A 23,869-nucleotide genomic window follows, 5' to 3' on the forward strand; every position below is an offset into this window, starting at 1 on the left:
AAATATATGCAGGGAAAAATTGTAAAAGGTATTGCCGGATTCTACTACGTTCACGTAGTAGAATCCGGTGTTTATGAGTGTAAGGCAAAAGGAATCTTCCGTAAGGACGGCGTGAAGCCGCTGGTAGGTGATAACGTTGAGATTGAGATTCTGGATGAAAAAGACATGGAAGGAAATATTACACAGATCCTTCCACGGAAAAATGAACTGATCCGGCCGGCAGTGGCAAATATTGATCAGGCGCTTGTAGTATTTGCCGTGACAAAACCAAAGCCGCATTTTAATCTGCTGGACCGGTTTCTTGTTATGATGGAAAGCCGGGAAGTGCCGGTTATTCTATGTTTTAATAAAACGGATATTGCAGAAGATCCTGAGATCGCAGAGCTGAAAGATATCTATGAGGGATGCGGATATCCGCTGCTGTTTACCAGCGCTAAGCAAGAACAGAATATTGAGGAACTGAAAACGGTGCTGCAGGGGAAGACTACAGCGATCGCGGGACCGTCCGGCGTGGGAAAATCGTCTCTTATCAACCTGCTCCAGTCCGGGGTGAAGATGGAGACCGGACGCATAAGTGCAAAGATAGAGCGAGGCAGGCATACGACAAGACATTCGGAGCTGATTGTCCTTGGAGAGGATTCCTATATTATGGATACGCCGGGATTCAGTTCACTCTATATCAGTGATATAGATAAAGAGTCGCTGAAGTATTGCTTCCCGGAATTTGCTTCTTGTGAAGGATACTGCAGATTCAACGGATGCGATCATGTACACGAACCGGGCTGCGCAGTCAAGCAGGCCGTAGAAGAGGGAAAGATACACAACTCCAGATACGAAGATTATCTCACTTTGTATCAGGAACTTCAGGAAAGGAAGAGGTACTAGACTATGCAGAATATTCTCGCACCGTCTATATTGTCGGCTGATTTTAAAGTGTTGGGAGACCAGATCCGGCAGACGGAAGAAGCAGGAGCCGGGTATATCCACTTTGATGTAATGGACGGAATCTTTGTCCCGAGTATTTCTTTTGGGATGCCTGTGCTCTCATCGATCAGAGGATTGACCGGCCAGGTGATGGATGTACATCTTATGGTGACAGAGCCGGTCCGCTATGTAAAGCAATTCGCTGAATGTGGGGCAGATATCATTACAGTCCATTTTGAAGCGTGTGAAGATCTCGGGGCAACGCTGGAAGCGATCCATGCCTGCGGAGTAAAAGCAGGTATTTCCATAAAACCGGGTACACCGGTGGAAAGTCTGGTCCCTTATCTGGAGCAGGCGGAGATGTTTCTTATTATGAGTGTGGAACCGGGATTCGGCGGCCAGGCGTTTATCCCGGAATCACTGGAGCGCATCAGAACACTGAGGGACATGCTTGAGGAAAAAGGAATCGAGAAGGACATTGAGGTGGACGGAGGCATCTATCACAGTAATGTGGCGGAGGTGCTCAAAGCCGGAGCCAATGTCATTGTATCGGGATCCGGAGTCTATAAAGGCGATATCAGAGAGAACACGACAGGATTCATGGAGATATTGAAAGCATATGAATAAGAGAACTGTGATCGTGAGCGGCGGAATGCTTGAAGAAGATTTCGTGCTCCCAATATTAAAAAATGAAGCGACAGAATTTATCATCGGCGTAGATAAGGGGCTTGAATTTCTTTATAAACATGAGATCAAACCGGATTATATTGTCGGGGATTTTGACAGTGTGTCCAGAGAACTGGTTGACTATTACAGGGAAGAGCTGAATGTTCCTGTGCGGGAGTTCAATCCGGTGAAAGATGCATCTGATACAGAAATTGCATTGAGACTCTGCCTGGGGCTTAACCGGAAAGCAATCTGGATACTGGGAGGTACCGGGAATCGGATCGATCATCTGTGGGCAAATGTACAGTGTCTTCAGATAGCCCTGGATGCCGGGGCGGATGCAAGAATCATAGACAGCCATAATCAGATCCGTCTGCTCGATAAGGACATTACGCTGAAAAAGTCTGAGGCGTTTGGCCCGTATTTTTCGCTGTTCCCGCTGGAAATGCCGGTGGATGAACTGAGTATCAGAGGCGCCAAGTATCCTTTGAAGAATCATTTCCTCAAGCCGAACGACAGTCTGTGCGTGAGCAATGAGTTTGAGGAGGACGAAGTGACTATTTCGTTTGTATATGGCAAACTGATACTGATGGAGACGAGAGACTGAAAGGAGATATAAAAATTATGAAATTAGGAATCGTCGGACTCCCCAATGTGGGAAAAAGTACATTATTTAATTCACTGACCAAGGCGGGCGCGGAATCTGCAAATTATCCGTTCTGTACGATCGACCCGAATGTCGGCGTCGTGACAGTGCCGGACGAAAGACTGAATGTGCTGGGCGAGATGTACCACACGAAGAAGATCATTCCGGCAGCGATTGAGTTTGTGGATATTGCAGGACTCGTCAAGGGCGCGTCCAAAGGAGAGGGACTCGGCAACCAGTTCCTTGCTAATATCCGTGAAGTCGATGCAATCGTGCATGTGGTGCGCTGCTTTGAAAATACGAATATCGTACATGTGGATGGCAGCATTGATCCGATGCGTGACATAGAGACGATTAATCTGGAGCTGATCTTTTCAGATCTGGAAGTACTGGAGAGAAGGATCGCAAAGACTGTAAAGTTATCCCGCAACGACAAGACAGCTGCAAAAGAACTGGATCTGCTGAACCGTGTGAAAGCCCATCTGGAGGAGAATAAGCTGGCAAAGAGCTTTGTGACGGATGATGAGGATGAGCAGGCATGGCTGGCAGGGTATAACCTTCTGACCGCTAAGCCGGTTATCTTTGCGGCAAATGTATCAGAGGATGATCTGGCCGACGACGGAGCGTCAAACACGGGTGTTCAGGCTGTACGCGAATATGCGAAAGAAGAAGACTGCGAAGTATTTGTCGTATGTGCGGAGATCGAGGAAGAGATATCCCAGCTCGACGATGATGAGAAGAAAATGTTTCTCGACGATCTCGGACTGGAAGAATCCGGTCTGGAGAAACTTATAAAGGCAAGTTATCATCTTCTCGGCCTGATCAGCTATCTGACGGCGGGCGAGCCGGAAGTGCGTGCCTGGACGATCACCAGAGGAACGAAAGCGCCCCAGGCTGCAGGTAAGATTCATTCTGATTTCGAGAGAGGATTCATCCGTGCGGAAGTTGTAAGCTACGATGACCTGATCGAATGCGGTTCACATGCAGCCGCAAAGGAAAAGGGCCTGATACGTCTTGAAGGAAAAGACTATGTAGTGCAGGACGGCGATATCATGCTGTTTAGGTTCAACGTATAGCACCAGTTCAGCCATGCGTATACTCTGGCAAGGAAAATCATGCTTGCATGGATTTGCTGCCAGGTATATGCATGAGATGAGCGCCAGAATACGAGCAAAACAGCGGCGTCAGCCGCAGTAAGCACGGAGTGCGGTTTTGCGAGTGGCGCGGCTGAACTGTGGAAGGAAAGGGGCATTTCCATGCATTATGACATTGCGTTCCCCAATTTGGGCATTTATCTGGAACATGTTGGGAAGAATATTGATATTTTCGGTTTTACGATCGCTTACTACGGTATCATCATCGGATGTGCGATTCTGATAGGGTTTCTGATCGCTACGGCAGAGGCGAAGCGGACGAGACAGAATCCGGAAGACTATCTGGATATGGGAATCATCGGCGTGATTGCAGGAATAGCGGGAGCCAGAATATATTATGTGGTTTTCTCGTGGGATATGTACAAAGACAATCTGCTCGATATCTTTAATCTTCGGGAGGGCGGACTTGCTATTTACGGCGGTGTGATCGGAGCAGTGATCGCTGTGTTTGTCCTTGCGAGGATAAAACATCTGTCACCTTTCCAGATCCTGGATACCGTGGCTCTCGCGATCCTGAACGGGCAGATGCTCGGACGCTGGGGCAATTTCTTTAACCGTGAGGCATTTGGTGACTATACTGACGGTCTGTTTGCCATGCGTCTTCCCGTGGATGCGGTCCGTGCAGGCGATATTACAGATACGATGCGGGAACATATGGAGACAATCGCAGGAGTCGATTATATCCAGGTAAGCCCGACATTTCTTTATGAATCAGTGTGGTGTGCTGTCCTTCTGATTCTGCTCGTGCTGTACCGGAAGCATAAGAAATATGAGGGGGAAATGTTTCTCCTTTATATTTTCGGGTATGCACTCGGGCGAGTGTGGATCGAGGGACTTCGTACGGATCAGCTGCTGATCCCGGGAATCGGGTTCCCTGTATCACAGGCACTTGCGGGATGTGTGGTGGTATTTGCCGGAATAGCATTGCTTTATCTGCGTAAGAATCATAAGCGGATGCCGCTTTTGAAAAGTGAGAAAGTGTATGAACCTATGCCGGATAGGATCGAGGGGAAGAAGCCGCCGAAGAAAAAAGACAGGATCTTTAAATTTAAAGATAAATAATGGTTTAGCTGACAGTTATACGGAGGAAAAAGAAAATGGGAATAGCTTCACTTGTACTTGGTATTATCTCAATCGTGATCGGCGTGTTCAGTGCCGGCAGTCTCGGATGGATCGGAGCGATCATCGGCATTATCGGTATCGTCATCGGAGTCCAGGGAAAGAAGACTCCGGATCAGGCCGGAATGGCACAGGCAGGATTTATCTGTTCGATCGTCGGAACAGTCCTCTGTCTTCTCTCGTACATTGCATGTATTGGCTGTATTGGCTGTCTCGCGGTGTTAGCATAAATTTGAGCATTTTTAATCGGGAAAAGGGGTGGAGATCACTCCTTTTTCTTTTATAAAAGACAGCTGTCCGTAAATGTGGGATACAGTGTAAAGGAGACGGGAATATGGGAATACAGATTGGGACAATCATGATATCGTGGTATGGATTATTTATCGTGCTTGGGATTGCAGCGGGAGTTCTCCTGGGATATATTTTGATGAGGATAAATCATTTGAAGTTTGATGATTTTATCCAGATTGCATGTTTTGTGGGGCTGGGAGCAATGGCGGGTGCCAAGCTGTTGTATCTGATCGTTTCATGGGAAAGTATCGATTTCTCGAGAATTACAGACCCGGAGTATTTTAGTGCGCTCATGGGCGGCGGATTCGTATTTTACGGGGGCGTGTTTGGCGGGCTGCTAGGGCTGTATCTCTGTGGCAAAATCCTGCATATACAGGTGGCGGTTTACGCGCGGGCTGCAATTCCGGTAATTCCGGTGGCACATGCTTTTGGAAGAATAGGGTGCGCATTGGTGGGATGCTGTTACGGCGTGCCATATGACGGCCCGGGGGCGGTCGTATATACAGAGTCGATTGCCGCACCGTTAAATGTGCCGCTCTTTCCGGTTCAGGCGGTTGAAGCGGCAGGCAATCTTGTGATTACCGGTGTGCTGTGTATGTATGACGTATACTGCCGTAGACAAGGCAGGAGGGCAAAGAGCGTACAACTGTATCTTGTCATGTATGCTGTCCAGCGTTTTGTTCTGGAGTTCTTAAGGTATGATGACAGCGAGAGGGGGATTATACTCGGACTGTCTACGTCGCAGTGGATCGGCATAGGGATATGTGCAGGAGTTATTACGGTGGAAATTTTCCGGCAAAAGAGAGTGGCAATGAAGAGAAAAATGTAAATAGCAGAAAATCCGGCTGAATAATCGGTTACAGATATTCAGCCGGATTTATTTTTTTGTTCGGAAATACTGGATTAATTCATAGACAAGTTGTATTTCTCGTTCGTTTAGATGGGAGATATCCAGTGTTACATTATCGGAGAGACCGAGCAGATAGTCAGTGGATACATGGAATAACTGTGCAAGTGCGATAATGTACGTTGTTGATGGAGTGGAGATGCCCATCTCCCAAGCATTGACGCTGCTTCGAGTAATATTTAGTTTTTTTGCAAGATCAGTCTGCGTCATGTCATTTGACATGCGCAGATTTTTTATTCTTTCGGAAACCATATTATCAATCCTTCCTGTTCTAAAGAGTGATAGTAAACTAAACCTTGCGATATTACATTATCAAAAAGATAGTTTAAATTGACACAAACATTTCTCAGTGATAAAGTAATGGTGAAATAAAAGAATAGTTACGATATATTCTTAAAAGTATTATATGAATATTGGAAAAGAATATTATGAAGGCGGCTTTGAAGATCCTTAGCCGCAATTGTTGAAGTATTTTGATGAGATTACAAAGATGGAAAATGAACGACAGATCGAGCAGAACTCTGCAATAGATCATATATGCGTGTCGGCTTTAAACAAGGTGAAAAGGATGAATACTGGATACTTGCAGACAGTCGCGGTAACATGGTTGATGAAAAGTTCGATTATATGTATTACCAGAGCGAGAATGGTTGGATTGTTGTCGGAGAGATTGTGGAAGAAAGAAGTGATGGTTCGCCAAGATACATACAGTTATATTGACACACAAGGAGAGAGAATGTTGGATTTGTCGGAAAAGTATACTTCTGCATGTCAATTTGTATCGGTATATCAATAGTTGCCATATTGAGATGGTTACAGTTTTGAGATAGAGGAAAGAGCGACTGATCGGAGACTAATAACTAATATGAAGTGCATAAAATGTGGTAAGGAAAATAAGAAAAGCGCTAAATATTGCGCATCATGCGGCGCAAGTCTTTTAACTGTTTCAGGCAAGAGACAGAAAAATATAAAAAGAAGAATAATTTTAACAGTATCTATATTAGTTTTCATTGCGGCAGTATCAGGCGTTATACTACTGGTCTACGGAATATTGCAGGAAAACAGGCACAAGGATAATGCGCAGGCGGCTGTGACTGAATTTTTGGCAAGGTATAAAGCTTGTGATCCTGCGGCATCGGAACTGTTGGCGGGAACAGGCGATATAGAGATGAGCTACGAAGGAATTTCGTCGTCATTTGCAGACGGACTGAGCTATGAAATTATTTCCTGCAGAAAAGATTCAGATGATCTCTATATAGTGGAAATTCAGGCGACAACGATAGATTTCGAAAAGCTGTTTACAGTTTCGGCTGAAGAAACTGTAAAAAATTACGGTGAGGACAATGTGACGGATTATCTGTTGGGCGTTATGGAGCAAAAAATAACGGATGATACTTGTGAAACAAAGACCATACCAGCCCAAGTATCAGTCCTGAAAATGGATGAAGAATATAAGATCCAGATGGATGGTTCACTCGCTAACGCACTTTCCGGAGGCATGAATGATTATCTGGAATCTCTGACAGGAGGTGAGTGATCCGTGTATCGAAGATTAAGGATAAAAAGGGCAGTCGCGCTGCTCCTTTGCTTTTGTACGCTGCTTATATGTATCCCATATCAGAAAGTCAACGCGAAAGAATATGAGGAAAAATATCTGACGATAAAAAGAGTTAATGACGGGAAGCAGGATACATATAAGATAGTAACTGACGGAGAAGAAGTATTTATCAGCGCTGCGCAATTAAGTGAATTAGCGGGCTTTGTTAAGGCAAGCATTGTCAGGGATGGAGACAGGCTTACGGCGGTTACATTGGTAAAAGGTGAAGAACAGGATACCAATCAGGATATTATTATTTCGGCCTCTAATAATACAATTTATTCACTTAGATACGGGGAAAGAGAGTTTGACGGCTGTCTGGATACCGGAGAAGAGGTTTACCTGAACCTCATTGATATGTTTAATTATCTGCGAATCAAGGCGGAAGTCATAGATGGAAGGTTATTCATTAATGTGCCGGTATACACGATGTACGACTTTATGACGGTGGATTATCCGGAAGTGTTGGAAAATAGTGTATCACAGCTTGACCTGCTGGAACCGGGGGAGGATCTAAAATCATCAGGAACCTGGGATGCGGTATATTTGGCATGTAATAATTTCGATTTCCGTTTTCTTGTCCCTATATGGGGGACGAATCAGATAAAAGATGAACAGTACGCGAAAGCGCTCCAGACATTGAATGAAGAAGATGAAAGTTTCTATGATGAAGATACGAATGAATACTTTCAGTCTGAGCTAGAGGGACGAGGTTTGGGAAGCTGCCTTGCCAGTGGACAAGATCTTATCGATACTTTGTCGGTTGGCGGTGGCGCGATGGAAAGCGCAGAAGATGTTATAAAACGATTAGATGGATTGTCTGAGACGGATCAGGATGCGCTTTTTTCTCTGTGGGATACGTTGAATTGGAATAGAGAAGATTTCCTGAAAGCAACAGGACTGAAAACGTTCAGCGACCATGCGGGCGAACTTTCAGATGCCCTTACGGTGGTCGAAATTGCGGTATCCGCATATGAGGCATATGAGCAGGCAGCAAGTTGGAGCGAGGACTGCCTGAATGATTTTGATGTCCTGCGCAGTCTGAATGTGGATAATTATGGTGAGAACAAAGACTATGTGAAGAGAATCAGCCAAGTCGCAGAAGAGAGTTATCAGGCAAGTTCAGATCCTGAAAATGCGGCGGAAGAGCAGTTAGTCAGCGAAATAGCGGATCTTGCATTGGAGAAAGCGATAACAGAATCTAGTGTATATGGAAAAGTTGCGGATCTGTTTATCTTTTCTGTCAATCTCGGGGTAAGTGTGGCTCGGTGTTTCGGAAACATTGCAGAAGAGATGGATAAGGGTGAATTGTCTTATATGGTTTCCTGCCTGATCAATATAGCAGTTGCGTCGCGAATCGATGCTGAGGTAAAACGAGACCAATTGGATATAACGGATCTTACCTCGGGGAATCAATTGAATGATTTCAGAAATTCTATACGAACTTCGATAAAAAGCAATCTGAGATGCTGGAGTTATATTTACTATCTGAACAGCAATGGTACATGGGAAATATCAGAAAGAGGGCAGTATGTGAAAGGCCAGATTGACAAGATGCATGTGTATCTGGCGCTCTTGGATGAAACAAAACAGTATGATTACGCGTTGGATGAATATGATTTGATTACATATAGTCCGGAACGGATTGTGGAAATCGCAGGAGAAAGTATGCCAATCGACAGTAATGAATTCTGGATGGATTTTCTTGAAACCGGTGATTATGCACAATATATTGGCGAAGAATGGACGGATTCACTGTTAGAATATGTTTTGTATGATATAAACGGGGATGGTATTTTAGAGTTATTGATACAGGCTACCAGAGATATGCCGTTTTTTAATACATGGCTATTTTCAATTGATGCAGGTAAGGCTGTGTTAGTGAACGAACAATACGGATATGGCGAATATAGGTATTCGCCGGAATATAAAGCTATACTAATTTCGGGTGATTTCAGACCTTTTATGGATGTTACGGTATTGCAAGCATTTTGCGAATTAGCAAAAACGGAGCTTGTTACAAAATTTGTTGTAGCTATTGAGCATAACAATACAGAGTCGGAAAGTTACTATTTTGAGGATGAGACGGGGAGAAAGGTTATAACACAAGAAGAAAGAGATAAATATTTTTCGGAAATCATATTGTTCGAATGGACGGCCTTAGATGAGGTGAGAAATTTCGAGACTGGTCAGCAGAGCAGTTCTGGAAATGAAATGAAAAATTTTGGAATTATGGCAGGCGAGTATATATTTTCAAGCGGTGCAGGCGCATGGGCAACTATTATTAATCTGAATTCAGACGGTTCTTTTACAGGACAATATCATGATTCGGATGCAGAAGATACAGGGGATGGATATGCAAATGGAACAAGGTATATATGCAATTTTCACGGTAATTTTTCGCCACTTGACCAGATCGATCCATATTCTTATTCGATGAGATTAGAAAACCTTGAAATGGAGAATGAACCGGGCGAGGTATATTATGAAAATAATATGCGGTATATCTGCGTGGAACCGTGTGGATTTGATGAGGCAGGCGATTTTGTAATATATACTCCGGGTATGCAGATTGCCAGTTTGCCGGAAGAATTTGTAACATGGCTTTCCGGGGTCATAAATGTACAGGACACAAGTATATTACCTTGTTATGGGATATACAATGTCAATGGCAAAATGGGATTTGTGCAATATGAATAGTGGATAATGTGTGATTTCATTTTTAGTAAAAAGTATCCAAAGAGATTAATCTGCTCATTGCTTGCTGATAGAATCCGCGAGATTCACTACGGGCGAAAGATATCACAGAAAAAAATGAGCGAGAAATCAGGAGTAAGCTTAGGCGTTGTGAAGCGGTTTGAAAACAGTGGAGAGATATTGTTGAAGCCACTTACAAAAATTGCAGTAGCGCTGGAAATGGCAAGAAAACTGGAGCAGCTATTTGAAGACGCTCCATATCTGTCAATCGAGGAGAAAATTGATGAGAACAACTGACAGGCGACATTTAATGGAGTTTCATTTGAAACAGTAGAATTGATTGGTTATAGATTTTTTCTCGCATACAGGCATGAGCGGACATCGACATTGCCTCTGGGAAATATTTACATTTTTATATGCAGAAAAGATGCAACTTTAGAAAGGAAAACTGAAATGAACAGAGAACAAATGATAAAATATTTAGCTAATGTCTTGGTGTTAGAAACTAAGCTATACGAGCTTAATCAAATTTGTTGGAATATCGATATTAAAATTAACGAGTTAACAGAAGTGTTAAACAAAAAACCATCTCCAGAATATAAAGAACGAGATAATAAAGAAAGAACTGGGGATATGTTATCTATTGCAGCGTACGCATTATTACCAGGAGGAGTTGTTTTTGTTATTGCTTATATTGTGCTGCATCTGTTTAAAGGACCAACCCAGTCTTCGGTTGCATTGTGTGTTTTGGCAGCTTTAGTTGCATATGGAATTGGATTTGCAAGTTTTTATCACGATAATTCAGAGATAGATTTGCATTATGAATCGGAAAATCGTCGAATTAGGAATGAAAACAGAAAAATTTATCAGGATGCTGAAAGAGCTAATCATGAAATCGAGCAATTGGAAAAGGCGTATAGTCTTTTGTCACAGAACTATTATTCAGTCAAGGACACTCTTGATAAGTTGTATAATATGAATATTATTTATTCCAAATATCGCAATATGGTTGCTATAGCGTCTTTTTATGAGTACTATTTATCCGGCAGGTGTTCACGATTAACAGGGCATGAAGGCGCTTATAATATTTATGAAAATGAGTTGATAGGTAAGATTATAATAGGAAAACTAGATGATATAATTTGCAGACTAGATGAAATTAAAAGAAATCAGTATATGTTATATAACCAGCTGACTTTAAGTAATCAGAAAGTTGACAGGTTAACATCTGAATTAAAATGGGCATCTGACAAGATTGAAGATATTGCACACAATCAAGAACTTATAGAGTACAACACAGACATTACTAGGAAAAATTCTGAAGTAATTAAATGGATTTCTGTTTGTGATTATTTAAATGTATGATGTGATGAATACAACGGATATTGCCGTGGCTTTCCAGATTGATACAGAGGCGAAACGTGCGCAACTGGATCTGACGTGGTTTAATTCTGGAACAGCACTAGATGACTTTAGAAAACCACTTCGGACAACCATAAAGGTAATAGGAGATCTTGGAGTTATATTTATTATGTGGAGAGCGATGGAAGAAAGCAGAACACTGATTATTGATAATGACGGAGTAACAATATATCTTATAATGGGATTGTATGAATATGAGTTGTGGTGGAAGAAAAATAATTTGATAAGAAAAATGAAAACGGAGGATGATTACTATGTTGATTACATCAGGATATGAATTCGATGGATACCGAATTACAAAATATTTAGAATTCTGTTCCGGAGAATGTGCAATGGGTACGGGATTTCTGAGTTCTTTTGGAGCTAATCTGGCTGATTTCCTGGGGAAAAACAGTTCGCTGTATGAAAGTAAATTGAGCAAAGCCCGTGAACATGCTCTTAAACAGCTAATCGCCAGCGCTTCATCTCTTGGCGCGGACGGGATTATCGCAATTGAAATGAATTATACTGTTTTTTCTGCTGATATTATGGGCGTGACCGCCAATGGTACGGCTGTAAAGATTGAAAAAATTGCAGAATCGCTCACCTATCCGACAAACACTCTGAATGTAAAAAATTTTAATCCCGATCTGCCGATCAAACCGATAAATATGCAGATTACTCCTCAGGGCGATAAATGCAGTGCTGTGCTTACAATCACTGATATTACTCAAAACAATATTTCAGCTATATCCTGTGATGTAGAATTTACAACCACACTCGATGACTATTATTGTTTTGAGAATCTTCCGTTTTATGACTTCCGTCTAATACCGGATTCCGTACGCCGGGATAAAACAAGTGCTGCAGTACCTGTTTCCCTGCCTCCGGAGCAGGTGGGGATGCTTAAATCTGTTCGGGTCACAATACGGAAATATTGCGACCTTGGTGTGGTTGTAATCCCTGAAGTCAATGATGTAGAATGGCAGTCAAACACTGCACCAAAAGAAATGAACAGTACAGAGAATGACGGATCAGCTGAACTTCCGTTTTCAATTCAATTTAAGCTCACAATAAAGGAAATGAAAACAGCAAAAGAAATCTATGAGTACTGTGTGGAATACGACAACACCAACCGTGGGGTAATCCCTCCAGATCTTATAGAAAATGTAAAGGCTATGGCTATGAAAGAACGTCTGTATGGAAATATGTATGATGAGTGTATTAAAAAAATTGAGGAAATCATATAACAATGCAATATCCAGAAAATTCACCGCAGACGCAAGACATTACGGGAAAAATTTAGCGAGGAGTCGGGAGCAAACTTAAGATCTGTGAATCTGTCCAAAAGCATCGGAGAGATAATCAATGAGAACAACTGAGAGTCTGAATGTAATATATAATATCACAAAAGTCATTTGAAAAATGTGGAAAATATCACAAAAGTCGTTTAAAAAATGTGATTATCTGTCGTAAAATACATATGAGCAGGCTCCCCAGTATTATGTCATGGCCGCAGGTTCGCTGCTTGGAATTGCACTTCATGAGGGAACTTCGTTTCCGGTGGGGAAAGTTGATTTCTGTAATCTGTATCCTATGACTTTCCGGGAATTTTTGAGGGCATGCGGACAGGAACGTTTTGTAGAGCTGATGGACTCACAGGATTTTACGATGCTCAGCAATTTTAAATCTAAAATTGCCAACTATCTGAGAACCTACTATTTTGTTGGCGGGATGCCGGAAGCAGTGGAAACATATGTCAAGACAAGAAATCTTGATGAGGTAAGAGCAGTACAGAACAGACTCCTCATGGCATATGAAAATAATCTGTCAAAACATGCTCCGGCAGAAATCGTAACGAAAACCCGTATGGTGTGGAATTCGATTCCCACGCAGTTATCCAGAGAAAATAAAAAGTTTGTGTATGGACTGGTTCGGGAAGGAGCAATGTCCAGACTGAATAAAAGAATCCTTCTGGAGGGAGACAGGCTTTTTGAAGAGTTTAAAGGGGCATTGACAGAGCAGTATGTTCTTCAGCAGCTTATCGTACACGAAGAAAATGATATTTTTTACTGGTCAGCAGAACGAGGCACTGGGGAAATTGACTTCTTAGTGCAGATGGATGATAAGATTGGTCCGATCGAGGTTAAGGCGGAAGAAAATCTTCAGGCAAAGAGCCTTCGGATATTTGTACAGAAATACAATATGAAATATGCAGTCAGAACATCGATGTCAGATTACCGGGAGCAGGAGTGGATGGTGAATTTCCCATTGTATTATATTGGGAATCTGAACCAATATTATCAAGATACAAAATATAGCTAATATACTAGTTGCTTATTGCAAAAAAAAGGATATTAAGCTAATATATTATCTATGAATGATTTTATTTTCAACAAAAAGACCCCCAAAGAGATCAATATGCTTATCGCTGAAAGAATCCGCAAGATCCGCCGCAGACGCAAGATATCACAGAAAAGACTGAGTGAAAAATCGGGAGTAAGCTTAGGGTCTGTGAAGCGGTTTGAAAACAGTGGGGAGATATCGTTGATCTCGCTTACGAAAATTGCAGTGGCGCTGGAACTGGACGGAGAACTGGAACGGCTGTTTGAAGACGCACCATATCTGTCGATCGAGGAGATAATCAATGAGAACAACTAACAGGCTGAATGTAACGTACCATGGCAGGAAAGTCGGAACTATGGCCCTGTATAAAGGGCGTTTTTCCGCTTTCGAATATGACCGGGAGTGGCTTGCAGATGGATTTTCGATCAGTCCGTTCTCTCTGCCGTTAGAGCAGAAAGTTTTCATCCCGAAACAGGAACCCTTTGACGGCATATTTGGGGTTTTCGCGGACAGTCTTCCGGATGGATGGGGAAGACTGCTGGTAGACCGACTTATGCTTAAAAATCATATGAATCCTTATGAGGTGGGAAATATGGACCGGCTTGCGATTGTAGGGCAATCGGGAATGGGGGCGCTGTGCTACGAACCGGAACGTCATTTTGAAATAGAAGAAAATCCTATAGATCTGGATACGATAGCGGAAGAGTGCCGACAGATTTTGAATACAGAATCAGCAGAAAATCTCGATGAGCTGTTCCGCCTGGGAGGTTCTTCCGGAGGGGCAAGACCTAAGATACTTACGCAGATCGACGGAGAAGAATGGATTATTAAATTCCCATCTCCGGCTGACCGCGAGAATATTGGGAGGCAAGAGTATGAATACTCTTTATGCGCACGCAAATGTGGAATCCCTATGGCAGAGACGCGCCTGTTCCCCTCGAAAATCTGCGACGGATATTTTGGGACCAAAAGATTTGACAGAAGACAAAAAACAGATGGAAGTGTGGAACGGGTGCATATGTTGTCTGTTTCAGCAGTGCTGGAGACGTCCCACCGTATTCCTAATCTTGATTATGAGATTCTGATGAAACTAACACTGGAATTGACAAAGGACTTTTCGGAAGTAGAGAAGCTGTACAGGTTAATGTGTTTTAATGTCTTTGCTCATAATCGTGATGATCACTCGAAAAATTTCACTTATCTGTATGAAGAAACAGAGGATCAGTGGAGGTTATCGCCGGCATATGACCTTACTTACAGTTCTTCGATCGGTGGGGAACATGCGACGACTGTCTATGGAAATGGGAAAAACCCGGGAATGAAAGAAATTCTGGCAGTAGCGGATCAGATAGGTATGGACGGCAGGAAATCAGAACAAATTGCAGAGGAAGTAAGGAATTGCGTGAAAGAGCATCTGAGCGAGTTTATATCAAAAAACACAAAAGTTCTTTAAAAAATATAAATTGGAAGATTATTCATCAATATCATATTATTTGTTGTGAGAGCCTGCTTTTTGCAGGCTCTTTCGCTGTAAACTGCACTCCAAAATATACAAAAAACCCGACGGCACTCTATAGACTTTTGTCATTTTTGGCGATATAATGAAGCTGTATGTGAATATGTGAGTTCTATGCCGCGTGCGGATGCACAGTGACAGGCTCTCACCACTGTATATTTTTAAGGAGGAACAAGAAAATGGCAAGAAAAATGAAGACCATGGACGGTAACCAGGCTGCTGCTCACGTGTCATATGCTTACACAGAAGTTGCGGCGATCTACCCGATCACACCGTCATCCGTTATGCCGGAGCATGTTGACGAATGGGCAACAGAAGGCAGAGAGAATATCTTCGGACAGACAGTCAACGTTGTTGAGATGCAGTCTGAGGCAGGTGCGGCAGGTGCTGTACACGGATCTCTGGCAGCAGGTGCTCTGACGACAACATTTACAGCTTCTCAGGGACTTCTGCTTATGATCCCGAACTTATATAAAGTAGCAGGAGAGCAGCTCCCGGGCGTATTCAATGTATCTGCCCGTGCACTGGCAAGCCATGCACTTTCTATCTTTGGCGATCACTCAGACGTTTACGCCTGTCGCCAGACTGGTGCAGCTATGCTGTGTGAATCAAGTGTACAGGAGGTTATGGACCTGACACCGGTTGCTCACTGTGCTGCACTGGAAGGAAAACTTCCTTTCATCAACTTCTTCGACGGATTCCGTACATCCCACGAGATCCAGAAGATTGAGACATGGGACTATGAAGATCTGAAAGATCTGGTAAATATGGATGCGATCGACGCTTTCCGTGCTCACGCGCTGAACCCGAACCATCCGTGCCAGAGAGGTTCTGCACAGAACCCGGATATCTTCTTCCAGGCAAGAGAGGCTTGTAACCCGTATTACGATGCTCTTCCGGGAATCGTTCAGAACTACATGGACAAAGTAAACGCTAAGATCGGAACAGATTACAAACTGTTCAACTACTATGGAGCAGAGGACGCTGAGCATGTGATCATCGCCATGGGTTCTGTCTGCGATACGATCGAGGAGACAATCGACTACCTGATGAAGGCAGGAGAGAAAGTCGGCGTTGTAAAGGTACGTCTGTACAGACCGTTCTGTGCACAGGCACTTATCGATGCAATTCCGGATTCTGTTAAGAAGATCTCTGTTCTTGACAGAACAAAAGAGCCGGGAGCTATGGGCGAGCCGCTGTATCTGGACGTTGTTGCAGCTCTCAAAGGTTCCAAATTTGACGCTGTACCGATCTACACAGGACGTTACGGACTTGGTTCCAAAGATACGACACCTGCTCAGATCGTTGCTGTATATCACAATGATGAGAAGAAAGTATTTACACTCGGTATCGAAGATGATGTGACACACCTGTCACTGAAAGCTGACGAGCCGCTTGTTACAACACCGGAAGGAACGATCAACTGTAAGTTCTGGGGACTTGGCGCTGACGGTACAGTCGGAGCGAACAAGAACTCCATCAAGATCATCGGTGACAACACAGACATGTACGCACAGGCTTACTTTGACTATGATTCAAAGAAATCCGGCGGTGTTACAATGTCTCACCTCCGTTTCGGTAAACTGCCGATCAAATCTACATATCTGATCCACCAGGCAAACTTTGTGGCATGCCACAACCCGTCTTATGTGGACAAGTACAACATGGTACAGGAGCTTGTAGACGGCGGTACATTCCTTCTGAACTGTCCTTGGGATATGGAAGGCCTTGAGAAACATCTGCCGGGACAGGTTAAAGCTTACATTGCAAATCACAATATCAAGTTCTACACGATCGACGGTATCAAGATCGGTAAAGAGATCGGACTTGGCGGACGTATCAACACAGTCCTTCAGTCTGCATTCTTCAAACTTGCCGCTATCATTCCGGAAGAAGAGGCAATCGACCTGATGAAGGCTGCTGCTAAAGCTACTTACGGAAGAAAAGGTGACAAGATCGTACAGATGAACTACGATGCGATCGACGCAGGTGCAAAACAGGTTGTTGAAGTAACAGTTCCGGAGAGCTGGAAAGACGCAGCTGACGAAGGGCTCGCTCAGCCGAAGGTAGACGAGAACGGAAGAAAAGACGTTGTTGATTTCGTTAAGAATATTCAGGCAAAAGTAAATGCTCAGGAAGGAAATACACTTCCGGTATCTGCATTTAACGACTATGTAGACGGTTCTACACCGTCAGGTTCCTCCGCATACGAGAAACGTGGTATCGCAGTAGATATCCCGGTATGGAAACCGGAGAACTGTATCCAGTGTAACCGCTGTGCATATGTATGTCCGCACGCTGTTATCCGTCCGGTAGCCCTCACAGAGGACGAGCTTGCGAAAGCTCCGGAAGGAATGGAAGCAATCGACATGATCGGTATGCCGGGAATGAAATTCTCCATGACTGTATCTGCTTACGACTGTACAGGATGTGGATCATGTGCTAACGTATGTCCGGGCAAGAAGGGCGAGAAGGCACTCGTTATGGAGAACATGGAAGCAAATGCCGGCAAACAGGACTTCTTCGATTACGGAAGAGAGATCCCGGTAAAACCGGAAGTTGTTGCAAAATTCAAAGAGACAACTGTAAAGGGAAGCCAGTTCAAACAGCCGCTGCTTGAGTTCTCAGGCGCATGTGCCGGATGTGGCGAGACACCGTACGCTAAGCTGATCACACAGCTGTTTGGTGACAGAATGTACATCGCAAACGCTACAGGATGTTCTTCTATCTGGGGTAACTCCTCACCGTCCACACCTTACACGGTAACTCCGGAAGGCAAAGGACCGGCTTGGTGTAACTCTCTGTTCGAGGACAATGCTGAGTTCGGATATGGTATGCTGCTCGCTCAGAATACAATCCGTGACAGAATGAAAGCGAAAGTTGAGAAGATTGCTGAAATCGCTGAGAAAGAAGACGTTAAGGCTGCTGCAAAAGAGTATCTTGATACATTCGGATGCGGAGCTACAAACGGAACAGCTACAGATAAACTTGTGGCAGCTCTGGAAGGATGCGACTGTGATCTCGCAGAGAAAACAGAAGTTCTTAAGAACAAAGACTTCCTCGCTAAGAAATCCCAGTGGGTATTCGGTGGTGACGGATGGGCTTACGATATCGGATTCGGCGGTGTTGACCACGTACTTGCAAGTGGCAAGGATATCAACATCATGGTATTCGATACAGAGGTTTACTCCAACACAGGCGGACAGTCTTCCAAGGCTACAAAGACAGGTGCTACAGCACAGTTCGCAGCAGGCGGTAAAGAGACGAAGAAGAAAGACCTTGCAGGTATGGCAATGAGCTACGGATATGTATACGTTGCACAGATCGCTATGGGTGCTGACTTCAACCAGACAGTCAAAGCCATCACAGAGGCTGAGGCTTATCCGGGACCGTCACTCATCATCGCTTACGCTCCGTGTATCAACCACGGTATCAAGAAGGGCATGAGCAAGGCTCAGACAGAGGAGCAGCTTGCAGTAGAGTGCGGATACTGGAATAACTTCCGGTTCAATCCGGCTGCAGAGGGAGATAAGTTCTCACTCGACAGCAAGGCTCCGAAGCAGGAAGACTATCAGGCATTCCTTGACGGCGAGGTTCGTTACAATGCCCTGAAGAGATCCAACCCGGAGAAGGCTGCAAGACTGTTCGCACGCAACGAGCAGGAAGCTATGGAGAGATACGACTACCTGAAGAAACTGGTAGATGTATACGCAGCTGATAAAGCTGAATAACATTTTCAATTGAAACGACGAAAAGGGGGCTGTCGGTTAATGCCGATTTTCAGCCCCTGACAAGCGAAGAAGAGACGAACCAGCAGAATTCTGGCTTTTAGAGTCGGAATTTTGCTGGTTCGTCTTCTGTCTTTAGTCCCGTCGGAATACATCGCGGGTATATACCTTTTAATTTGCTAAAAGCTGCTTGGTATCCTTGGGGAGACAGTAGCCGCCGTAGCCGAAAGAGGGATTGTTGTAGTGAGTGCCGATGCGGGGATCCAGACAGACACCGTCAATGATTGCACGAGTGTCCAGCCCTTTTATTTCCGCATATGTATCAAGCTCATTAAAGTATGATACACGAAGTGCCAGATAGGTATTGGCAAAGAGCTTAACGGCTTCAGCCTCCGTAAATCTCATGAAAAGAGTGTCAATTTTTTCTTTGACTGCCCCTTCCTGAAGCAGACGGGCAAATGTACGAGCGGCTTTTGCCAGGAAAGGATCGGTGTCATCTGTACCTACGATAATTCGTGATGGGTAAAGGTTGTTGTACAATGCTTTCGATTCACGGAGAAATTCCGGACTGAACAGGAGATTTGCGATTCTGTATTTCTTTCGGATGGACACCGTATATCCCACCGGAATCGTGGATTTGATGACGATGACTGCCTTGGGATTGACCTTCAGTACAAGCTCAATCACTGATTCTACCGTAGAAGTGTCAAAGAAATTTTTTTGGCTGTCATAATTAGTCGGGGTTGCTATCACGACGAAATCAGCATCTTTATAGGCGGAAGTAGCGTCTGTTGTTGTGGTAAGGTTAAGCCTCTTTTCGGAAAAATATTTTTCGATATATTCGTCCCGGATCGGGGGAATTCGTCGATTGATCTTTTCTACCTGTTCCGGAATAATATCCACGGCTGTTACAGTGTGGTGTTGGGATAGCAGAACAGCTATAGAAAGCCCTACGTAGCCGGTTCCTGCGACTGCAATTTTCAGTTCTTTAAATGTTCTCATGACAGTATTGAAATCCTTTCTATGATGTCAACGGACGGAGCTGTTCGATGTAACTGTACCAATTACATCATTCTTTATTCATATTTGTCATGGGAAATATGAGGATTCAATACTGTTTACGGCAAAACTCTTCCTGATTGTGCCAATTTGTTAAAAACCGGCAACATGAAAGGCTTTATAAAAATTCTAAAAAATTCCAATTTTTTGAAAAAAATTCATATTTTTGCCTTTTTGTTCTGTATACTTTCCGGATTTCGAGAGCTATACTTAACACGCTCGCTGCAAAAAAGTTATATGAAGATCAATGTATATTCAGGACAATATTTGCTATGGGTTACAAAGTTTTAAGGAGAAAAATAATAATGAGTAGTACAAATTTGACAGGAAAACCGAGTGTAGACCGTCCGTGGCTGCAGTATTATCCGGAACCGCTGAGGAAGATTACAGTTCCGGAATGCACGGTAAAAGAGTATCTGAAGATGAATTGTCCGGGTGAGGATGTGGCTGCGATGGATTTTTATGGCAGTCAGATTTTGTGGGGTACAGTTTTTCAGAAGACAGAAGCTGTTGCCAGATCTATGCGTGCGGTCGGTTTTAAAGAAGGAGACCAGATTCCGGTATTTCTTTCTTCTGTGCCGGAGTTTATCTATATTCTGCTGGCGGCAGAACAAATCGGAGCATCTCTGCTGTGCAGGGATAACACACTGAAAGAAAATGTAGAGGCTGTGCGGAAGTCAGGCGCCAAAGTGATCATCGCCCAGGATTATCTCGCTCAGCATGAGCTGGGACGTTTCCTGTCTGATACAGATGTTGAGAAAGTAGTGCTGATCGATGCGTGTCAGTCATGCAGACGGGAAGATATGCCGGATTATGTCCGTAAAAATCTGGACAGCAGGTATCCTGATGAAAAGGCTCACGGACCGAAGACGATGGATTGGGAGGAATTCCTTGCGATAGGCGAGAGTTACAAGGGTCCTGTAGATGCGCCGGTCGATGTGAACCGTCCATTATTCAGGGCCTATACAAGCGGATCTACAGGACCGTCCAAACAGGTTATACACTCTGCACACACAATGCTGGCTGTTATTGCACAGATGAATTTTTATGCAGGAGCAAGTGATTACCGTCCGACCTGGATGGTAACGGCACTCCCTCCGGCTCTGGTTGCTGTAGTAGTTGCTATGGAACTGATGCCTCTGGCATCTAACAAGCTTTTGATTTTAAATCCTTACGTTGCAGTTGAGGATGTGGACTTGGAGCTGATGCGCTGCCGTCCCAACTCCTGGCCGCTTATTCCGATGTTTATTGAGACAGTAATGCGCAATGGGCGTATTCCTGATGATTATGATCTGTCACATCTGACTGCGGCAGGCGCCGGATCGGAATCCTACAATAATAATCAATTGAAGCGTGCCCAAAAGTTTGTGGATTCGCATAACTGCCATATCCGGTTTACTACAGGTTATGGAAACAGTGAGGCGGGCTCCAATGTCACGCTGCCTATGTCTCCGTATCCGATGGGAAACGGGAACGTGGGAGTTCCTACGATCCTGAATGTGATCAGCGTATTCGAGCCGGGGACTCAGAAGGAGCTTACGTATAACGAGATGGGAGAAATTTGTATCAGCGGTCCGGGGCTCATGCTTGGTTATGATAATGAAGAAGCAACGAAGAAAGCGCTTCAAGTACATGAAGACGGCATGACATGGCTGCATACGGGGGATATCGGATTTATGAATGAAGACGGCGTTCTGTATGTACAGACCCGGGGAAAAGCACCGCGCTATGGTGGCGGAGACCTGGCTACCCTGCCGATGGAAAATCGATTGGCGGATGCAGATATAAAAGGGATTGATGACGAATTTTTCGTAGTGGTTCCGGACAGCGAGCACGGAGGATGTTTCCTTCCATATCTGTATGTTGTGCTTGAAGACGGATATGCGATTGATGATATCGAAGATAAAGTAAGAGAGTGTCTGGATGATTATATGCAGCCGGTTGAGATTATTGAACTCTCAGAGCGGCCGTTCTTCCACTTCAAAACAAACCGTATTGGACTGACCAAAACGATTTTGAAAGAGCAGCTGAAGAAAGTGCCCGGAGAATTAAGAAGGGCAAATGCATAAGGAAGATGAAAAGGGGCAGTCGCACTAAATAATGGTGCGACAGCTCCTTTTTAAAATATCTGGCTAAAAATCTGGGAAAAAACGGGATTGATAGAAAACTCAAATTAGAGTAAAATGAATAAGACAAAATTTATATAAGGTATTCTTTTTGTGTTATGAGGGGAAAATGAGTGAAAAGAACAGATTCAGCAGACTTTTGAAACATTTGATGACAGTTGCGGGTATAAAGAACTACGCCCTTGCCCAGGAACTTAAGTATGATGTGTCTTATATCAGCAAGTGGACGGGTGGACAAATGATCCCGTCAGAAAAATATGCATCGAAGATTCTGAAAGGGATAAGTGAGTGTATCGTCACACAGTGCGGAGCTGAAGCGGCGACTGGCTTGATGCAGGAGTATCAGGTGGAAAACAAATCGGATCTGCAGCAGGCAATTTGGGATAATCTTGAAGCTGAGTACAACTATGTCCGGGATCTCCAGAACAGTCCGGACGCGGATGTAATCCTGGGTTTGCAGTTCTGGCCGGAGATGAAAATTGTACAGTTTGTGGTTAAGATGAGACATCCGGTCCTGCGTCGCGTGAGCTCTTTGAACATTGTAGGCGCGTTTGATATTTTTGCTTTGGAGCGTGAGTATCAGCTTCAGATTATAGAAGCAAAAAATAAACACGTTTCGAAAGGAAAATGGTATCAGGATGTACATTATTGTATGGTGATCAATGTGCAGAAGGATACATTAGATTATTCACATGATATAAGCTTTCTCGTGGAGGTATTGGATCGAAATCGCTGCATTGACTTTCATTTGTACGGAAGTGCCGGGGCGGCTGGCAAAGCAATTTTTGCCGTAGAAGACGACTATATGATTTCTGGATTGCTTGTCAGCGGGAATCATTGTGTATCCGTGGTGACAAGTGAAAATTCAGATAATTGCCGGTCTGTTTTTCGCAGTGTGAAAGGATTGTGCAGTCAGGAAAATCAGCTTTTTCGCAAAACGTCTATGCGGGAAATGATTTTAAAACATGAGTATGTTCATGGATTGTTTGCTCTCTGCCAGCAGTGGATAATAGGGCATCTGACAGAACATTTTTTGCCGGAGGATTTATTTGAGGAGATTGTGGAGCAGATTGCCGGACAGATGGATGAAGAGGAGAATGAATCCCCAGCGCTTGATGAACTGCGAAGTATTCACAGAATTGCCAGAAATGCCGTAGAAGATTTTGAAATCAGTATTCTGCTTTATAGAACAGCTTTTTATAATCTTGTGGTTGACAATGAGATTGACTTTTTTAATTACAAAGTACATCTTACCCAGAAACAGATCATACGATGCCTGGAATATTTTATTGAACTGTGCAGGAATCATCAGAAATTGAAAATTAAGATGGTGTCAGGAAGGCTGATTCCCAATATGGATTATGAAACCAGATACTGTATCTTATTGAACGATACAATTTCTCATATCCGGCTGGACGGTGATTATAATAATATGTATATTATTAGCCGAATTGATATGAGAGACGCTTTTGTAAAGACTTTTTATGAGTTTTGGGAGAAGCGATCCGATTCGTTGATTACAGATAAAGAAATAATTATTGCAAACGTTGAACAGGTAATCAATGGAATCAAAGGGAACAGCTGATGAGTTATCAATAATCTGTATATTATCACTCGGCGCGATATGGGGGAGTCCTGAACATTAACCTCTGTTTTGGAAAAATGTACATATTAGGGGAGAAAAAAATTGAA

Annotated in this window: 20 protein-coding genes and 2 pseudogenes; 20 read left to right on the forward strand and 2 right to left on the reverse strand. The window is 43.7% G+C overall.

The window, feature by feature from the left end; translation table 11 throughout:
* Positions 1-6: 6 nt before the first annotated feature.
* The 7 genes from rsgA (at position 7) to FNY66_RS00425 (ending at position 5,629) form a co-directional block, all read left to right on the forward strand.
* On the forward strand, positions 7-885 hold the full coding sequence (rsgA, locus tag FNY66_RS00395) for a ribosome small subunit-dependent GTPase A (protein WP_150309952.1): 879 nt from the start codon (positions 7-9) through the stop codon (positions 883-885).
* Positions 886-888: 3 nt separating this feature from the next.
* Positions 889-1,551 (forward strand): ribulose-phosphate 3-epimerase, encoded by a 663-nt coding sequence (rpe, locus tag FNY66_RS00400; RefSeq protein WP_150309953.1) that lies wholly within the window; start codon positions 889-891, stop codon positions 1,549-1,551.
* Entirely contained in the window at positions 1,544-2,197 is a 654-nt protein-coding gene (locus FNY66_RS00405) for a thiamine diphosphokinase (RefSeq protein WP_087151025.1), read from the forward strand. The genes rpe and FNY66_RS00405 overlap by 8 nt, the downstream gene beginning before the upstream one ends.
* Positions 2,198-2,214: 17 nt before the next feature.
* The gene (ychF, locus tag FNY66_RS00410; protein ID WP_087151024.1) at positions 2,215-3,312 is read left to right on the forward strand and encodes a redox-regulated ATPase YchF; all 1,098 of its coding nucleotides are present in this window, start codon (positions 2,215-2,217) and stop codon (positions 3,310-3,312) included.
* A gap of 180 nt (positions 3,313-3,492) precedes the next feature.
* The gene (lgt, locus tag FNY66_RS00415) at positions 3,493-4,452 is read left to right on the forward strand and encodes a prolipoprotein diacylglyceryl transferase (protein ID WP_150309954.1); all 960 of its coding nucleotides are present in this window, start codon (positions 3,493-3,495) and stop codon (positions 4,450-4,452) included.
* 35 nt (positions 4,453-4,487) lie between these two features.
* On the forward strand, positions 4,488-4,739 hold the full coding sequence (locus FNY66_RS00420; protein WP_087151022.1) for a hypothetical protein: 252 nt from the start codon (positions 4,488-4,490) through the stop codon (positions 4,737-4,739).
* Between the two features lie 104 nt (positions 4,740-4,843).
* A complete protein-coding gene (locus tag FNY66_RS00425) occupies positions 4,844-5,629 on the forward strand; it encodes a prolipoprotein diacylglyceryl transferase (protein ID WP_150309955.1) in 786 nt (261 codons plus the stop codon).
* A 48-nt stretch (positions 5,630-5,677) separates the two neighbouring features.
* Here FNY66_RS00425 and FNY66_RS16070 read toward each other — a convergent pair whose 3' ends face one another.
* Positions 5,678-5,959 (reverse strand): helix-turn-helix domain-containing protein, encoded by a 282-nt coding sequence (locus FNY66_RS16070; RefSeq protein WP_150309956.1) that lies wholly within the window; start codon positions 5,957-5,959, stop codon positions 5,678-5,680.
* Between the two features lie 613 nt (positions 5,960-6,572).
* Here FNY66_RS16070 and FNY66_RS16210 point away from each other — a divergent pair.
* From FNY66_RS16210 to nifJ, 11 genes and pseudogenes are all read left to right on the forward strand, one after another.
* Positions 6,573-6,638 (forward strand): annotated as a pseudogene (locus FNY66_RS16210) (zinc-ribbon domain-containing protein); the annotation flags it as partial.
* Positions 6,639-6,809: 171 nt separating this feature from the next.
* Positions 6,810-7,244 carry a hypothetical protein gene (locus FNY66_RS15630; RefSeq protein ID WP_229409398.1) on the forward strand — a complete coding sequence of 145 codons (435 nt, stop codon included), beginning with the start codon at positions 6,810-6,812 and terminating at the stop codon, positions 7,242-7,244.
* A gap of 507 nt (positions 7,245-7,751) precedes the next feature.
* Positions 7,752-10,004: a hypothetical protein gene (locus FNY66_RS00440; RefSeq protein ID WP_150309958.1), complete on the forward strand. Its 2,253-nt coding sequence runs from the start codon at positions 7,752-7,754 to the stop codon at positions 10,002-10,004.
* A 114-nt stretch (positions 10,005-10,118) separates the two neighbouring features.
* Positions 10,119-10,298 (forward strand): hypothetical protein, encoded by a 180-nt coding sequence (locus FNY66_RS15960; protein WP_324613876.1) that lies wholly within the window; start codon positions 10,119-10,121, stop codon positions 10,296-10,298.
* Positions 10,299-10,454: 156 nt separating this feature from the next.
* Positions 10,455-11,366 carry a YIP1 family protein gene (locus FNY66_RS00450; protein ID WP_150309960.1) on the forward strand — a complete coding sequence of 304 codons (912 nt, stop codon included), beginning with the start codon at positions 10,455-10,457 and terminating at the stop codon, positions 11,364-11,366.
* Positions 11,359-11,700, forward strand: coding sequence for a hypothetical protein (locus FNY66_RS00455; protein WP_150309961.1), 342 nt, complete (start codon positions 11,359-11,361; stop codon positions 11,698-11,700). The genes FNY66_RS00450 and FNY66_RS00455 overlap by 8 nt, the downstream gene beginning before the upstream one ends.
* Positions 11,678-12,652 (forward strand): YbjQ family protein, encoded by a 975-nt coding sequence (locus tag FNY66_RS00460; protein WP_190324736.1) that lies wholly within the window; start codon positions 11,678-11,680, stop codon positions 12,650-12,652. Before FNY66_RS00455 ends, FNY66_RS00460 begins: the two co-directional genes overlap by 23 nt.
* Before the next feature lie 259 nt (positions 12,653-12,911).
* Positions 12,912-13,727 (forward strand): DUF4143 domain-containing protein, encoded by an 816-nt coding sequence (locus tag FNY66_RS00465; RefSeq protein WP_150309963.1) that lies wholly within the window; start codon positions 12,912-12,914, stop codon positions 13,725-13,727.
* A 96-nt stretch (positions 13,728-13,823) separates the two neighbouring features.
* A complete protein-coding gene (locus FNY66_RS00470; RefSeq protein ID WP_229409399.1) occupies positions 13,824-14,063 on the forward strand; it encodes a helix-turn-helix domain-containing protein in 240 nt (79 codons plus the stop codon).
* Positions 14,050-15,201, forward strand: coding sequence for a type II toxin-antitoxin system HipA family toxin (locus tag FNY66_RS00475; RefSeq protein WP_150309964.1), 1,152 nt, complete (start codon positions 14,050-14,052; stop codon positions 15,199-15,201). The genes FNY66_RS00470 and FNY66_RS00475 overlap by 14 nt, the downstream gene beginning before the upstream one ends.
* 242 nt (positions 15,202-15,443) lie before the next feature.
* Positions 15,444-18,995: a pyruvate:ferredoxin (flavodoxin) oxidoreductase gene (gene nifJ / locus FNY66_RS00480; protein ID WP_150309965.1), complete on the forward strand. Its 3,552-nt coding sequence runs from the start codon at positions 15,444-15,446 to the stop codon at positions 18,993-18,995.
* Between the two features lie 171 nt (positions 18,996-19,166).
* Here the strand turns inward: nifJ and FNY66_RS00485 are convergent.
* Positions 19,167-19,994: pseudogene (locus tag FNY66_RS00485) on the reverse strand (nucleotide sugar dehydrogenase); the annotation flags it as partial.
* 362 nt (positions 19,995-20,356) lie between these two features.
* Here FNY66_RS00485 and FNY66_RS00490 point away from each other — a divergent pair.
* Both FNY66_RS00490 and FNY66_RS00495 read left to right on the forward strand, forming a co-directional pair.
* Complete coding sequence (locus FNY66_RS00490; RefSeq protein WP_087151017.1) at positions 20,357-22,120, forward strand: AMP-binding protein; 1,764 nt, start codon at positions 20,357-20,359, stop codon at positions 22,118-22,120.
* A 166-nt stretch (positions 22,121-22,286) separates the two neighbouring features.
* Positions 22,287-23,762: a helix-turn-helix domain-containing protein gene (locus FNY66_RS00495; RefSeq protein ID WP_150309966.1), complete on the forward strand. Its 1,476-nt coding sequence runs from the start codon at positions 22,287-22,289 to the stop codon at positions 23,760-23,762.
* Positions 23,763-23,869: the final 107 nt, after the last annotated feature.

The organism is Mediterraneibacter catenae (assembly GCF_008691045.1).
GTDB lineage: Bacteria > Bacillota > Clostridia > Lachnospirales > Lachnospiraceae > Mediterraneibacter > Mediterraneibacter ornithocaccae.